The sequence below is a fragment of the Zhongshania sp. genome, from assembly GCF_041584495.1.
GTDB lineage: Bacteria > Pseudomonadota > Gammaproteobacteria > Pseudomonadales > Spongiibacteraceae > Spongiibacter.
Genome location: NZ_JBFHDY010000043.1, coordinates 1 through 15,431, shown reverse-complemented (window position 1 = coordinate 15,431; position 15,431 = coordinate 1). Strand labels below are relative to the sequence as shown.

The window sequence follows — 15,431 nt, the reverse complement described above, 5'->3', positions numbered from 1 at the left end:
CTGGACGTTTATCGTCTGATCTTTATCAGTAAGAGGGAGCGATTGCTTCAGTATTATGGCAAAACAAAAAACCGCGTATGTGTGTGTGGACTGTGGTTCTGACCACAATAAATGGCAGGGCCAGTGTCAGGATTGCGGCGCTTGGAATACCTTGTCGGAGCTGCGTTTAGGGCCTGCGACGAGTGCCAAAGCAGCGCCAGTGCGGCAAGGTTATGCGGGTGAAGTTGGCGGCGAGGTGCAAATGCTCGCCAATGTCAGTATTGAGGCCTTGCCAAGGCGCTCCACTGGTTTTGATGAATTTGATCGGGTCTTGGGCGGCGGGCTGGTGCCGGGCTCTGCGGTATTGATTGGTGGGCATCCGGGGGCGGGCAAAAGTACGCTGCTCTTGCAAGTTCTGTGTCGTTTGGCGAATCAATGCGAATGCCTTTATGTGACTGGCGAAGAGTCGCTGCCGCAGATTGCGATGCGGGCTCAGCGTCTGAATTTAAGTGCAGATACCCTAAAGTTGTGCTCGGAAACCAGTCTCGAGTTGATTTTGGCCCAGGCGATGGCAAATAAGCCTGCAATTCTGGTGGTGGATTCCATCCAGGTTTTACACAGCGAGCAAGTCAGTTCGGCGCCCGGCAGTGTTTCACAGGTGCGGGAGTGCGCGGCGGCGCTCACCCGCTTCGCCAAGCAGACTGGCACGGTACTGTTGATGGTTGGTCATGTGACCAAGGATGGCGGTTTGGCCGGCCCCAAGGTGCTTGAGCATATTATTGACTGCTCGATCATGCTTGAGGGGAGTAGTGATAGTCGCTATCGCACCTTGCGCGGGAGTAAGAACCGATTTGGCGCGGTGAATGAGCTAGGTGTGTTTGCCATGACGGAATTGGGTCTTAAAGAAGTTAAGAACCCGTCTGCGATCTTTCTTAATCGCGGTGATGTGGTGTCGTCGGGCAGTACTGTGATGGTGGTGTGGGAGGGTACGCGGCCGCTCTTGGTAGAGATTCAGGCGTTGGTCGATAGCTCTGGATTTGGCAATCCGCGCCGGGTGGCGGTGGGTTTAGAGCAAAACCGTTTGGCGATGTTGCTGGCGGTGCTGCATCGTCACGGCGGCTTACAGGTTGGTGATCAAGATGTGTTCGTTAACGTGGTAGGTGGCGTTAAAGTGCTGGAAACCGGTTCTGACTTAGCATTGCTTTTCGCAATGGTGTCGAGCTTTCGGGATCGCCCTTTGCCTGAAGATTTAGTGGTCTTTGGTGAAGTCGGTCTGTCGGGGGAAATTCGTCCGGTGCCCAGCGGTCAGGAGCGGCTCCAAGAGGCTCGTAAGCACGGCTTTCGCCGAGCTATTGTGCCTCATGGTAATGCGCCGCGGGGTGACTTGGTCGGCATGGAAGTCGTGGGGGTGAAAACTCTCGCTGAAGCGCTGGAGGCCATTTAGGCCGCCAGGCTTTGGTTATTTTTATATTTAGAATATTTCTATTGGATCGTCGCCAGCACTGCTGCCGTAGGGGCTTTGGGGTTGGTTGAACCCCTCGCTCGGCGCATTGTCGCTGCGGAAGTATTCAAATATAGCGTTGCTCTGGCCGGGTTGGGCGAGGTTGCCGGTATCTGGGTCAATTCTTACCGAGATGACATTGTCCGGTTGCTTTAAGTGGCGCTCGGGTTTGTTTTTGAGCGCTTCTTTCATGTAATCAATCCAGATGGGCAGGGCGACAGAGCCACCGTACTCGCGGCGGCCAAGATTGTTGTTTTGGTCAAAGCCGACCCAGGCCGAGGTCACAATGCCGCCGCTGTAACCGGAGAACCACGCGTCGGTAGGCCCGTTAGTGGTACCGGTTTTGCCCGCTGCGTCGCCGCGCTTTAGCACCAGTGCCTTGCGGCCGGTTCCTCGTGTGATGACGTCTTGTAAAATGCTGTCGATCAGAAAGGCGACGTCTTCATTGAGTACGCGTTTGGCGTAGTTGGCCTTCGGCGTCTCGCTGCGGCTGTTATTAATGATGTCGTCGAGGGTATCGGCCTCCATTCGATGGTGAGGGTTGAGTAGGTCACCATCTTCGTCGGTGCTGCAGTTGCGGCAGACGATATCGGGTTCGGCGCGGTAGAGGGTGTTGCCGTCGCGGTCAATAATGCGGTCGATAATATAGGGCTTTACTTTGTAACCGCCATTGGCAAACACCGCGTAGCCGCTAACAATATCCAGTGGGGTTAGCGAATGGCTGCCGAGCGCGAGCGAAAGATCGCGTGGTAGCTTGCTTGGGTTAAAACCGAAGCGGGCTATATAGCCGATGGCTTTGCCGATGCCGAGGTCTCTGAGTACTCTGATAGATACCAAGTTGCGGGACATATACAGTGCTTTGCGCAGCCGCATGGGGCCATTGAATGTGCCGTTGTCATTGCTGGGACGCCAGGTGTCGCCGAGCCCGCTGTCCTCAAAGACGATGGGCGCGTCGTTAATAATAGTGGCCGGGGTGAAACCGTTATCGAGGGCGGCGGTATAAATAAAGGGCTTGAAATTGGAACCCGGCTGGCGCTCTGCTTGGGTGACGCGGTTAAAGGCGCTTTTTTGATAGTTGTAGCCGCCCACTAAGCTGAGGATGGCTCCGCTATCGGCATTTAGAGACACGAGAGCACCCTGAATTTTGGGGAGTTGTGAGAGCTCCCAGTGGCGCGGTTCCGTCTGGCTCATGCGCACACGTATTACGTCACCTACCGCGAGTAAATCACTCGCCGTTTCTGGTGCATAGCTGACTCTATCCTCGCTAATATAGCGGATCGTTCCCTCTAAGCCGTGACTCCACTCCAGCGTCGTTTGGTCGCCAGTGGACAGTAGCAAGGTGGCGCTTTTCTCGGCCACATTCAAAACCAGCGCTGGATGCCAGGGCCCAATGCTGTCAATTTCTTCCAATTTTTGGCTTAGGCGCTGGCGCTGCTCATCATCGATCTCCTTGCTGAGATTCCAGTGTCGCTCCGCGCCGCGGTAGCCATGCCGCGTGTCATATTCGATCACGCCGTCGAGAAGAGCGTTATTTGCTGAATTTTGTAGTCGGCTATCGACTGTGGTGATGACGGTGAAGCCATCTTCGTAGGCGGTTCGGCCGTAGCGCTCGAGCATGTGCAGGCGCACCATTTCTGATACGTAAGGAGCATCGACATCGAGTTGGGTGCCATAGGCCTTGGCGCTGATAGGTTCGGCAATGGCAGTTTGGTAGTCAGCCTGAGTGATATAGTCAAGGCTAAGCATGCGGCCCAATATCCAGTTACGACGTATTTTGGCGCGATTGGGGTTGGCGACGGGGTTATAGGCCGACGGCGCTTTGGGGAGTCCGGCGATCATGGCCATTTGGGCGAGATTAAGCTCTTTTATGGGTTTTCCGTAATAGACTTGGCCGGCAGCCTCGATACCATAGGCGTGGTTTCCGAGGAAAATCTTGTTTAGGTAGAGCTCGAGAATGTCGCCCTTGCTGAGTGCACGCTCTATTTCGATGGCCAAGAAAATTTCGGTGAATTTCCGTGTAAAGGTACGTTCTTGGCTAAGAAAATAGTTTTTGGCCACCTGCATGGTAATGGTGGAACCGCCCGATTGGATGCTGCCACTAGTGATTAATTGGGACGCAGCACGCAGCAGGCTGGTGATGTCGACGCCGTGATGGATATAAAAACGGTCATCTTCGGCTGCGAGAAAGGCTTTGATAAAGAGCTCGGGGACTTCTTGGAAGCTGATGGGGGAGCGGCGCTTTTCGCCAAATTCTCCCAGCAGCTTACCGTCTGCGCTGTATATCCGCAGCGGCGTTTGCAGTTGAATGTCTTTTAACGCCTCGACGGATGGCAATTTAGGGCTAATATAAAGGAATGCCGCGGCGAAAATCATCACGGCGCCGCAGCTGGCGAGAATGCCTAAGCCGATGAAGAGGCGGAGAATTCGGGTCTTGCTTGGCATATTTTTCCTGTAAATTGAGATGACGGTAGAAAATCGAAGGCTAGGATAACTAAAACTGTGACATTATCGGCGTCTTTTTTTCATAACTATTTGCGCATTGGTATACACTGGTATTTAATCTTGTATATAAAAGTGCGCTCTAAGTCCACGGTGTAAATAGGAAAACTACAGTGCTAGATGGCTTGTTTGGCGGTCAGGGTTCCCGGAGTCTGCTCGGTATTGATATCAGTTCCAGTGCGGTTAAGCTACTGGAGTTGAGCCGGAGTGGCGAGAAATATCGCGTAGAAAGCTACGCGGTAATGTCTCTGCCGTCGCAGGTTGTGGTCGAAAAAAATATTGCGGATGTCGAGCAGGTGGGCGACGTTGTGCGTGCAGTGCACTCCCGATCTCGCAGCAAGCTGAAACGCGCTGCGGTGGCAGTACCTGGTTCGGCAATTATTACCAAGGTTCTGCACATGCCTGCAGGTCTGCATGAAAATGCCATGGAAACGCAGATTTCCCTTGAGGCTGACCAGTATATTCCTTACCCACTAGATGAAGTGTCTCTGGATTTTGAGGTCTTGGGTGAATCGGAAACCAACCCGGAAATGGTGGATGTAATGCTCGTGGCCTGTCGTCGCGATAATGTCGATACGCGGGTTGAATCTTTAGAAATTGCAGGGATTACTCCAAAAGTGGTGGATGTCGAGGCCTACGCTATTGAGCGGAGTTTTGATCTTATCGCTCAGCAGCTCGGCTGTGATGAGAATACGGTGGTGGCCATTGTCGATGTTGGCGCCAGTATGACCTCCCTAAGTGTGGTCGTGAACGGCGAAACAGTTTATACCCGCGACCAGTTGTTTGGCGGTCGCCAGCTAACCGAAGAGATCCAGCGTCGCTATGGCTTGACGGTGGAAGAAGCTGGCCTGGCCAAAAAACAAGGCGGACTATCCGACGACTATGACAGTGAAGTCTTGGCTCCGTTCCGAGAAGCGGTTATTCAACAAGTATCTAGGTCATTGCAATTCTTTTATTCGGCCAGTCAGTACAGCGGTGTTGATATTATTTTATTAGCTGGCGGTGTTGCCGCGATGCAGGGCTTGGTCGAGCTGGTCCAAGAGCGCATGGGCATAGATACGGTTATTGCGAATCCGTTTGCGGCCATGTCGGTTGCGCCGGGTGTAGACGCCACTAAATTGACCAGTGATGCCCCGGCCATGCTGATTGCCTGCGGTTTGGCACTGAGGAGTTTTGATTAATGGCAACGATTAACTTATTGCCTTGGCGCGAGGAGCGCCGCGAGCTGATTAAACAGCAGTTCCTCGTGGTGCTCGGTGGTGTGGCTGTGCTGGGGGCACTGTTGATTTTACTCGCCATGTCGATTGTGAATAGTGCAATCAGCGGTCAGGAAGCGCGCAATAATTATATGCAGGCCCAAATAACTAAAATTAATAAGGAAGTGGCCGAAATTAGTGAACTTGAAAAGCGCCGCCAGCAATTGCTCGACCGAATGACGATTATTCAGGATTTACAGGGTACTCGGCCGCTAATAGTGCGGGTCTTCGATGAAATGGTGAGAACCTTACCCGATGGTTTATTTTACACCTCGGTGGTTCGGCGTGATAAGCAGGTAAATGTGGAAGGCATTGCTGAGTCGAATAATAGAGTATCCAGCTTAATGCGTAAATTGGACGGCTCACCTTGGTTTGCCGATCCGAATCTGACCGCGGTGAGTGCGGCTTCAGCCTACGGTGATCAAGCCAGTAGTTTCAAATTGTCTTTCCAGATCAGTGCGCCTGCGCCTGATGATGAGAAGTAGGGAGCGATAGCTGTGGCGGAGTGGCAAGAATTAGTCGAAGAAGTAAAAAGCTTCGACCTCAGTGACCTAACTGTTGAGAATATTGGTGCTTGGCCATTATTGGTGAGGGCAGCAGTATGGCTTGGGGTTTTTGTATTGTGCTTGGCGGGTGGCTATTTTTATGTGATTGCAGATTTGCGTGTCAAGCTGTCGAGTGTTGAAGCCAAAGAAGTTCAGTTAAAGCAAGAATTTGAGAAAAAAGCATTCAAGGCAGCGAAGCTGATCCCGCTGAAAAGGCAGATGGAGGAGATGGAGGAGTCTTTTGGCATTTTACTTAGCCAGTTGCCAGTCGACACCGAAGTGCCTGGCCTCTTAGAAGACATGACCGAGAAAGCGGTTTCCAATGGCTTGGAAATCAGTAGCATCCAGCTCCAGGCCGAGCGGGTTCAGGAATTTTATGTGGAGCTGCCGATTGCAATCAAGGTGAGTGGTAGCTACCACGATTTGGCGGCCTTTGTGAGCGGTATCGCCGGCCTGCCGCGAATAGTGACCTTGCACGACTATACGATTAGCTCCAATAAAGAACAAAGCCAGCAAACTATGTCAATTACGGCTAAGACTTACCGTTATAAAGACACGGAGGCGGGTTCATGATTAAGCGCGTTTCCCTTGTCGCCAGCTTTTCGCTGGTATTGGCCGCTTGCGGTGGTGGCACTCAGTTTGCCGATCTCGACGCCTTTGTCGCCGCGAAGCGGGCGGCGCCATCTGGACAAATTCCACCGATTCCTGCTCTTAAAGCTTACCGTGCGTTTAGCTATTCCGCGTCGGGTCTGCGGGGTCCTTTTAATCGCCCGGTTGATGTTAAAGAAATTGCACGACTTGAAGCGGCTAGTAGTGTTAAACCTGATACCAAGCGCGAGAAGGAATATTTAGAACAGTATTCACTCGATTCCTTAACCGTGGTGGGAACGGTGCGCTTAAACGGGAAGTTGTGGGCATTAGTGAAAGACGCCGATGGCGGCGTGCATCGAGTTAAAGAAAGTAATTACCTGGGCCGGAATTACGGCAAAATTATTGAGGTTGCGGAGAACTACCTGACGGTTATTGAGATTGTCTCCACCGGCGGGGATGGCTGGGTTGAACGGCCGCGCTCCCTTGAGCTGAAAGTCCGTAACTAAGAATTCGATTGGCGGAGAAGTAGATGAATACCCGAGAGCAAATGCAAAGCGCAGTGCAGGGCAAGCGCGCTGGTAGCGCGACCACAAATATGGGGCGGCAGATCCTAGGTGGGGTGTGTTTGTTGTTGGCGTCGATAGCCGCTTCAGCGGCCAACTTGACGGATGTGCAGTTTAACTCATTGCAGGGTGGCAGCTTTGAAGCGCGCTTTACCTTTGATGGCCCAGCGCCAGAAGTGAAAGGTTACACTATTGAAAGGCCTGCTCGAATTGCACTGGACCTAGTGGCGACGGGTAATAAATTGTCTCAGAAAAAATTCCCTCTAGCCTACGATAATGCTAGCAGCGCAGTGGTGTTAGAGGGGCGGGACAGAACTCGGGTTGTGCTGAATTTAGTGAAACTCGCGCCATACCAGACTCGTGCCGAAGGCAATACGCTCATCATTGAAGTTGGTAGCGGTGGCGGTCAGGCCTACCTGAAAGAGAAATACAATAGCCCGTTAGTCTCATCGGGCAAAGCGGCGGCGACGCCAGCGGCTAATAATATAACCGATCTTGATTTCCGTCGTGGCGATAAGGGTGAAGGCCGCTTGGTGATTCAGTTGGCTGATGCCAAGGCTGATATCAATGTCTACGTTGAGGGATCTAAAATCAAAGTGGATTTTGGTGGCGTTAACTTGCCCGCCAGCTTGCAGCGTCGCTTTGATGTCGTTGATTTTGCAACCCCGGTGAAATCGATCGAAGCGCGCATGGGCGAGAAGGGTGCGAAGCTGGCCATTGAGGCCCAGGGTGAATACGACTACCTTGCATATCAAACCGATACTGAATACGTTGTGAGTGTTAAGCCTTTAACAAAGAAAGAAGTGGCTGATCGTCGTCGTGAATTCGCTTATGTTGGTGAAAAACTGTCGCTGAATTTCCAGGATATTGAAGTTCGCTCCGTGTTGCAGTTGATTGCTGATTTCACTGAGCTGAACTTGGTGGCCAGTGATACGGTTAAGGGCAATATTACGTTGCGTCTGCAAAATGTACCTTGGGACCAAGCGCTTGAATTAGTATTAAAGACTAAGGGCTTAGATAAGCGTCAGGTGGGTAATGTTCTGATGGTTGCACCCGCTGCAGAAATATCCGAACGTGAGCGGCAAGAAATTGAGGCTCAGAAGCAAGTTGAGGAGCTCGCGCCGCTGCAAAGTGAATTTATTCGCGTACGCTATGCCGATGCATCAGAATTATTTAAGTTGTTTGCGCGCAATGGCAATGACAACGGTAATAACAATAGTGGCAATAGTGATGGGCCATCGACAGGCAGTATTCTTTCTCCTCGCGGTTCAGTCATTGTTGACGAGCGCACCAACTCACTGTTGATTACTGAAACTGCAGAGCGTTTGGATGAGTTCCGTCGCCTGATAGCCCTCATAGATGTCCCCGTGCGCCAAGTGCAAATTGAAGCACGTATTGTTCGCGCCAGCTCAGACTTTGACCGCTCATTGGGGGTTAAGTGGGGTGGGGCTTATATTAAGCAAGATGGTGATAAGGTGTATTCGGCCAATGGTGATATCGCCAGTGATCAGGCAACCCAGAACAATTACCTGAGTGCCTTGGCCGCCGGCTCGCCAACCTATACTGCGGTACCGGGTTTGGTTACTGACCTGGGTGTCTCTGGCGCGGCGGGCTCGTTTGCGCTGGGCTTTATCAGCCCCGATGTTTTGTTGAACTTGGAGTTGTCGGCGCTGGAGTCTAAGGGGCGCGGCGAAATAGTATCGCAACCTCGCGTGGTAACGGGTGATAAAGAGCCGGCAATCATTAAATCCGGCACCGAGATTCCCTACCCAGAATCTTCCGCCAGCGGTGAAACCACCATTGCCTTTAAAGAAGCCGTATTGAAGCTGGATGTAACGCCGATTATCACACCAGATGACCGAATCATTATGGATCTGACGATCAATCAGGACACCATTGGCTCGCTGGTCATATCTACCGGGTTGGGCGGTCAGGTGCCAACAATCGACACCACTGAGCTGAAAACTCGGGTATTGGTGAGCAACGGTGAAACGGTTGTGCTTGGTGGAGTTTATGACCAAGTTGACGTGCAGTCAGAAACCAAGGTGCCATTGCTGGGCGATATTCCCTTTTTTGGTCATTTGTTTAAGACCACCACCGTGACTCGTGAGAAGCAGGAGACGTTAATCTTTATTACGCCGCGCATTCTCGCCGACAGCTTGGTAGATTGATTGCAAATGATGAAGTCTGGCGCGGTATTTTTAGTTGGGCCAATGGGGGCGGGCAAGAGCACTATTGGCCGTTTGTTGGCAGAGACTTTGCGTTTTGAATTTTGCGATGTTGATCGTGAGATAGAAGAGCGTAGCGGTGTGGATATTCCTTGGATCTTCGATATGGAAGGTGAAGAGGGATTTCGTGACCGTGAAGAGAGTATGCTGTCTGAGTTGAGTGATGGCTCCCAGGTGGTTATTTCTACTGGTGGCGGTGCGGTATTGCGCAGTGTGAGCCGCAAGTTGATGGTCGCTAGAGGCACCGTGATTTATCTTAAAACCTCAGTGGAGGAGCAGGTGCGACGTACCGCTCGGGATCGCAAGCGTCCGCTGTTGCAAAGTGGTGATCCCGGTACGACCTTGCGAAATTTAATGGCCCTGCGTGAACCTCTCTACGAAGAAATTGCCGATTACACGGTATTAACGGATAATCGCACTCCAAAGTCAGTTGTTCAGCAATTGTGTGAGCAGCTCGGTGCCAGCGACCTCAGCGCGCAATATTGATATACTAAGTGTCCCGGTCTAGGGGGCACTTTAATCTTTTCCCGGATATATTATTAATGAAACACCTCGAACTCGATTTGGGAGCGCGTAGCTATCCCATTTTTATCGCGCCCGGTATCCTTGGTGATGGCGCGCTGTGGCTGAAATATATTCGCGGCCAGCAAGTTTGTATTGTTAGCAATGACACGATCGCGCCGCTTTATTTGGCGAGTTTGAAACAGCAGCTGGCGGACAAGTCGGTCTGTGAAGTGATTTTGCCGGACGGAGAGGCCTATAAGACCTTGGCTGTACTGGAAACTATTTTCGACACCCTACTGCAAGCGAATCACAATCGCAGTACCACGCTTATTGCCTTGGGTGGCGGCGTTGTCGGTGATATGTGTGGTTTTGCGGCGGCCTGTTATCAGCGTGGTGTTCAGTTTCTGCAGATCCCGACGACGCTGTTGGCGATGGTTGATTCATCGGTTGGTGGAAAAACTGGCGTAAACCACCCTCTGGGCAAAAATATGATTGGGGCATTTCATCAGCCCACTTGTGTTTTGGCGGACTTAAATTTATTGAACACCCTGCCAGATCGGGAGTTTTCGGCCGGTATGGCTGAGGTAATTAAGTACGGATTGATCTGTGATGCCGAGTTTTTTGTTTGGTTAGAGCAGAATATGAGCGCCTTAATGGCGCGCGATACCGAATTATTGAGTGAAGCGGTGTACCGCTGCTGTGTGAATAAGGCGAATGTCGTTGCTGATGATGAGCGCGAGGGAGGGCGGCGCGCCATCTTAAACCTCGGGCACACCTTCGGGCATGCTATTGAAACTGCGGAAGGTTACGGCAATTGGTTGCACGGCGAGGCTGTCGCTGCGGGTACTGCGTTGGCGCTGGCACTATCGGTTAAAATGGGATGGTTGCAGCCTGAGGTCGAAAAACGAGGTTTAGCACTTCTCGTGCAGGCGGATTTACCCATTGTGCCGCCGCGAAATATGAATGTGGATCAATTTTTGCAGCTAATGGGGCGTGACAAGAAGGTGTTAGATGGTCAGTTGCGCCTGATCTTGCTAAGGGGGCTGGGTGAGGCGGTGGTGAGTTCAGAGGCTAGCGTTGAAATCATAAATCGGGTTTTGCTTGACTCTGGCGTAGGTGTCTAGCGAGTATTATTTGCAGGTGGTTGATTAAAAATTGATCGCTGGAGCGGGCGAAGTTTGTCGCTGGTGCCTCGTCCGTGTAGAATGTCACTCCTTTTTTCGGGTATGTGTAAAATTCCGAAACATTCTTTCCGACTATCTTTTTGTTTTTCTTAGTAATTTTGCGAGAGTCGTTTTATGAGTACAGGCCTGTACAGACCTGATGATGTGCGCGATAACTGTGGCTTTGGCCTAATTGCCCATATGCAGGGCACCGCCAGTCACAAATTATTGCAGACAGCCATCGAATCACTGACGTGTATGACCCATCGAGGCGGTATTGCTGCGGATGGCAAAACCGGTGATGGCTGCGGCCTGCTGCTTAAAAAACCGGATGGTTTTTTGCGCTCCGCAGCTCGTAAAGATTGCGGTACCGAGCTAACCGCTACTTACGGGGTTGGCCAAATTTTCTTGAGCCGTGATCCTTTGCTTGCTCAAGCGGCTCGTGCTGCGTTTGAAAAGGTGCTAATCAATAATGGTTTGACGCCTGCTGGGTGGCGTGAAGTGCCTGTTGATTCATCGGTATGTGGCGAAATAGCGCTCGCGAGCCTGCCCCGTATTGAACAAGTGTTTATCAATGTTGAGGGTATGGACACTCAGCAGCTACGTACGTGTTTGTTTGTGGTGCGTCGTCAGGCTGAGATCGCAACTGCTAATGATCCTGATTTTTATATCAGCAGTTTATCCAGCGATGTTATCTCCTATAAAGGTCTGGTTATGCCTGTGGATTTGCCGAGGTTTTATCTCGACCTGGCCAACCCCGAGCTAGAAACGGCAATTTGCGTATTTCACCAGCGCTTTTCGACCAATACCAGCCCACGCTGGCCCTTGGCACAGCCGTTCCGCATGCTGGCTCACAATGGTGAGATTAACACCATTGAAGGCAACCGCAATTGGGCTGAGGCGCGCACGGGCAATTTCAGTAGCCCATTGCTGCCTGATGTGTCTGAGTTAATGCCACTGGTCAACCGCACCGGCTCCGACTCTTCAAGTCTCGATAACATGCTTGAATTGCTGGTTGCTGGCGGCATGGATTTGTTCCGTGCTGTACGTATGCTAGTACCACCAGCTTGGCAAAATATCGAACATATGGATGCTGATTTAAAGGCATTCTACGAATACAACTCTATGCACATGGAGCCGTGGGACGGCCCCGCCGGTTTGGTGCTTACCGACGGCCGTTACGCCGTGTGTATGCTGGACCGCAACGGCTTGCGTCCGTCACGGTGGGTCATTACCAAAGATGGTTTTATTACCGTGGCCTCGGAAATCGGTACTTACGGCTATCAGCCTGACGACGTTGTTGCTAAGGGTCGCGTTGGCCCCGGCCAAATTTTGGTTGTTGACACCGAAACCGGCGAGCTACTTCACACGGAAGAAGTCGATAACCGCCTAAAATCTGCGCACCCCTACAAGCAGTGGCTGCGGGAAAATGGCAATCGGCTTCAAGATCAGTTGGGCCAAGGCAATCGTCCGGCACTACCCGAGGGCGATACCCTTGTCGCCTTGCAAAAATATTTCCAGGTCAGCTTTGAAGAGCGTGAGCAGGTATTGTCTGCCTTAGCCGACAGCGGCAATGAAGCCGTAGGCTCGATGGGCGACGATACCCCAATGGCGGTGTTGAGCTCTCAGCAGCGCTCGCTATACGACTACTTCCGTCAAAAGTTTGCGCAGGTTACCAACCCGCCAATCGACCCCTTGCGGGAGTCGATTGTTATGAGTTTGGAGACGTTGCTCGGCGCGGAGCAAAATGTATTTGAGCAGACGGCTGACCACGCCGATCGCTTAATTTTAACCAGCCCGGTGTTGTCGCCAGATAAATTTGATCGGCTTATGCACGTCGATTCGCCGCGCTACCCGTTGGCGCGGATTGAACTGGCTTACGACCCAGCGTTGACCTCTCTGCAGGGTGCGGTAACTGCAGTTGCCGAGGCTGCTGAAGCGGCCGTGCGCAGCGGTAAGGTCATTTTGCTGCTCAGTGATCGTGCGGTAGAGCCAGGTATGCTGGTGGTTCACAGCTTATTGGCAACGGGTGCGGTGCATCATCACTTGATTAAGCAAGGTTTGCGCTGCGATGCCAATATAGTAGTTGAGACCGGTAGCGGCCGTGATTCTCATCAAATGGCTTGCTTATTTGGTTTTGGTGCAACCGCTATTTACCCCTATTTGGCCTTCGCTGTGATCAGCGATATGCTGGAAAGTGGCGAAATTCTTGGCGATGAGCAGACTGCTCATACCAATTATTGCAAGGGTATTAATAAAGGCCTGCTCAAGATTATGTCCAAAATGGGCATTTCAACTATTGCGTCTTACCGTGGTGCTCAGCTGTTTGAAGCCATTGGTTTGGCAGACGAAATCGTCGATACCTGCTTTAAAGGCGTGGCTAGCCGTATCGCTGGTACCGGATTTGAGCAGTTACAGCGCGATCAAGAAGCCTTGGCGACCATTGCGTGGTTGCCACGCAAGCCACTGGATCAAGGTGGTTTGCTGAAGTATGTGCACGGCAAGGAATATCACGCGTTTAATCCCGACGTGGTAATGACGCTGCAAGACGCAGTAAAAAGCGGCGATTACGCGGTGTGGAAGAAGTATTCCAATCTCGTCAATAATCGGCCAATTGCGACATTGCGCGATTTGCTCGGCATTAAGGCCGATGTTAAAGCGATTCCGCTAGATGAAGTGGAGCCGATTGAAAACGTGCTGCGTCGTTTCGACTCGGCTGGCATGTCTTTAGGTGCATTAAGCCCTGAAGCACATGAAGCATTAGCAACTGCAATGAACCGCTTGGGCGGCCGCTCTAACTCTGGTGAGGGCGGCGAAGACCCCGCGCGCTATGGTACTGAGCGGGTATCTAAAATTAAGCAGGTGGCATCGGGTCGCTTTGGTGTTACCCCGCACTACTTGGTGAACGCCGAAGTTCTGCAGATTAAGGTGGCCCAGGGGGCTAAGCCTGGTGAAGGTGGGCAGTTACCTGGCGGTAAAGTTAACGCCCTGATTGCGCGCCTGCGTTACGCGGTGCCGGGTGTTACCCTGATTTCGCCACCACCTCATCACGATATTTACTCCATTGAAGATTTGGCGCAGCTTATTTTTGACCTTAAGCAGGTCAATCCAAGTGCGCTAGTGTCGGTTAAGTTGGTATCTGAGCCCGGTGTTGGCACTATTGCCGCGGGTGTGGCGAAAGCCTATGCTGATTTGATTACCATCTCCGGCTACGATGGTGGTACGGCGGCAAGCCCGATCACCTCGATTCGCTATGCCGGTTCGCCTTGGGAGCTCGGTTTATCTGAGGCCCAACAAACTCTGCGTGGCAATGGCCTGCGCGGCAAGGTGCGGGTACAGACTGACGGCGGTTTAAAAACTGGCCTCGACGTAGTGAAAGCGGCCATGCTCGGCGCAGAGAGCTTCGGTTTTGGTACCACGCCGATGGTAGCGCTGGGCTGTAAGTACTTGCGTATTTGTCACTTAAATAACTGTGCTACAGGTGTGGCAACCCAAGATGAGCGTCTGCGTGACGAGCACTTTATTGGTACCGTGGAAATGGTGATGAATTTCTTCACCTTTATCGCGATGGAAACGCGTGAGTGGATGGCTAGTATGGGCATCCGCACTATGGCTGAATTGATTGGTCGTACTGATTTAATGGAGCAAAAACAAGGACAGACTGAGAATCACGGTTTGCTCGATTTGGCACCGATATTGTACAAAGATCCTGCTATGGCGGGTCAGCCTGAGTTTTGCGAAGTGGACTTAAACGCCCCCTTCGATAAGGGCGAAAAGGCCGAGGTCATGGTTGCCGCGGCCCTGCCTGCGATTGAAGCTAAAACCGGCATCACCTTGGGCTATACCGTTACCAACTGTGACCGCTCTATTGGTGCACGCCTGTCTGGTGAAATTGCCAAGCGTTACGGCAATCTCGGCATGGATGACGCGCCAGTGACCTTGAATTTGAAAGGAACTGCGGGCCAGAGTTTTGGCGTCTGGAATGCCGGTGGTTTGAATATGTATTTGGAAGGCGATGCTAACGACTATGTCGGTAAAGGCATGGCTGGCGGCAAATTGGTTATTTACCCGCCCAAGGGCAGTGTGTTTGCGAGTCAAGATACGTCAATTGTGGGTAATACCTGTTTGTACGGTGCTACCGGCGGTAAATTGTTTGCAGCGGGGACCGCTGGTGAGCGTTTTGGCGTACGTAACTCTGGCGCCCATGCGGTGGTTGAGGGTGCGGGCGATCATTGCTGCGAGTACATGACGGGCGGTAATGTGACCGTATTGGGGCCAACTGGCGTCAATTTTGGTGCAGGCATGACGGGCGGCTTTGCCTATGTGCTCGATGAAGCCAACCGTTTTGTTGACCGCTATAACAGTGAGTTAGTTGAAATGTGTCGGATAACCTCTGAGACTATGGAGGCCTATCGGGCGCACCTGCGCGGCAATATTCACGAGTTTGTGACTGAAACCGGGTCGGCGTGGGGACAGCATATACTTGATAATTTTGACGACTACATCGGTAAGTTCTGGATGATTAAGCCCAAGGCGGCGAGCCTCAGCCGTTTGCTTGACTCCACCAGAAGACGTCCGGAATAAGCTAGCCGAGTAGCGATG

The 15,431-nt window shown here is 52.0% G+C and carries 10 protein-coding genes; 9 read left to right on the top strand and 1 reads right to left on the bottom strand.

The features are described 5' to 3' along the window. The first annotated feature begins 55 nt into the window (after positions 1–55). A complete protein-coding gene (radA, locus tag ABYP33_RS09115) occupies positions 56–1,423 on the top strand; it encodes a DNA repair protein RadA (RefSeq protein ID WP_373090496.1) in 1,368 nt (455 codons plus the stop codon). A gap of 27 nt (positions 1,424–1,450) precedes the next feature. Here the strand turns inward: radA and ABYP33_RS09110 are convergent, their stop codons facing one another. Then, positions 1,451–3,922, bottom strand: coding sequence for a penicillin-binding protein 1A (locus tag ABYP33_RS09110; protein WP_373090494.1), 2,472 nt, complete (start codon positions 3,920–3,922; stop codon positions 1,451–1,453). Positions 3,923–4,092: 170 nt separating this feature from the next. Here ABYP33_RS09110 and ABYP33_RS09105 point away from each other — a divergent pair, with 170 nt between their 5' ends. The 8 genes from ABYP33_RS09105 (at position 4,093) to gltB (ending at position 15,413) form a co-directional block, all read left to right on the top strand. Further along, positions 4,093–5,160, top strand: a complete 1,068-nt coding sequence (locus tag ABYP33_RS09105; RefSeq protein ID WP_373090492.1) for a pilus assembly protein PilM — start codon at positions 4,093–4,095, stop codon at positions 5,158–5,160. Further along, on the top strand, positions 5,160–5,720 hold the full coding sequence (locus ABYP33_RS09100) for a PilN domain-containing protein (RefSeq protein WP_008246193.1): 561 nt from the start codon (positions 5,160–5,162) through the stop codon (positions 5,718–5,720). Before ABYP33_RS09105 ends, ABYP33_RS09100 begins: the two co-directional genes overlap by 1 nt. Before the next feature lie 12 nt (positions 5,721–5,732). After that, positions 5,733–6,353, top strand: a complete 621-nt coding sequence (locus ABYP33_RS09095) for a type 4a pilus biogenesis protein PilO (RefSeq protein ID WP_373090490.1) — start codon at positions 5,733–5,735, stop codon at positions 6,351–6,353. Next, positions 6,350–6,877, top strand: coding sequence for a pilus assembly protein PilP (locus tag ABYP33_RS09090; protein ID WP_373090489.1), 528 nt, complete (start codon positions 6,350–6,352; stop codon positions 6,875–6,877). The genes ABYP33_RS09095 and ABYP33_RS09090 overlap by 4 nt, the downstream gene beginning before the upstream one ends. 23 nt (positions 6,878–6,900) lie before the next feature. After that, entirely contained in the window at positions 6,901–9,105 is a 2,205-nt protein-coding gene (locus ABYP33_RS09085; RefSeq protein ID WP_373090487.1) for a type IV pilus secretin PilQ, read from the top strand. 6 nt (positions 9,106–9,111) lie between these two features. Continuing rightward, positions 9,112–9,648 (top strand): shikimate kinase AroK, encoded by a 537-nt coding sequence (aroK, locus tag ABYP33_RS09080; protein WP_373090486.1) that lies wholly within the window; start codon positions 9,112–9,114, stop codon positions 9,646–9,648. A gap of 56 nt (positions 9,649–9,704) precedes the next feature. Then, entirely contained in the window at positions 9,705–10,790 is a 1,086-nt protein-coding gene (gene aroB, locus ABYP33_RS09075; protein WP_373090484.1) for a 3-dehydroquinate synthase, read from the top strand. Between the two features lie 174 nt (positions 10,791–10,964). Continuing rightward, positions 10,965–15,413, top strand: a complete 4,449-nt coding sequence (gltB, locus tag ABYP33_RS09070; protein ID WP_373090482.1) for a glutamate synthase large subunit — start codon at positions 10,965–10,967, stop codon at positions 15,411–15,413. Positions 15,414–15,431: the final 18 nt, after the last annotated feature.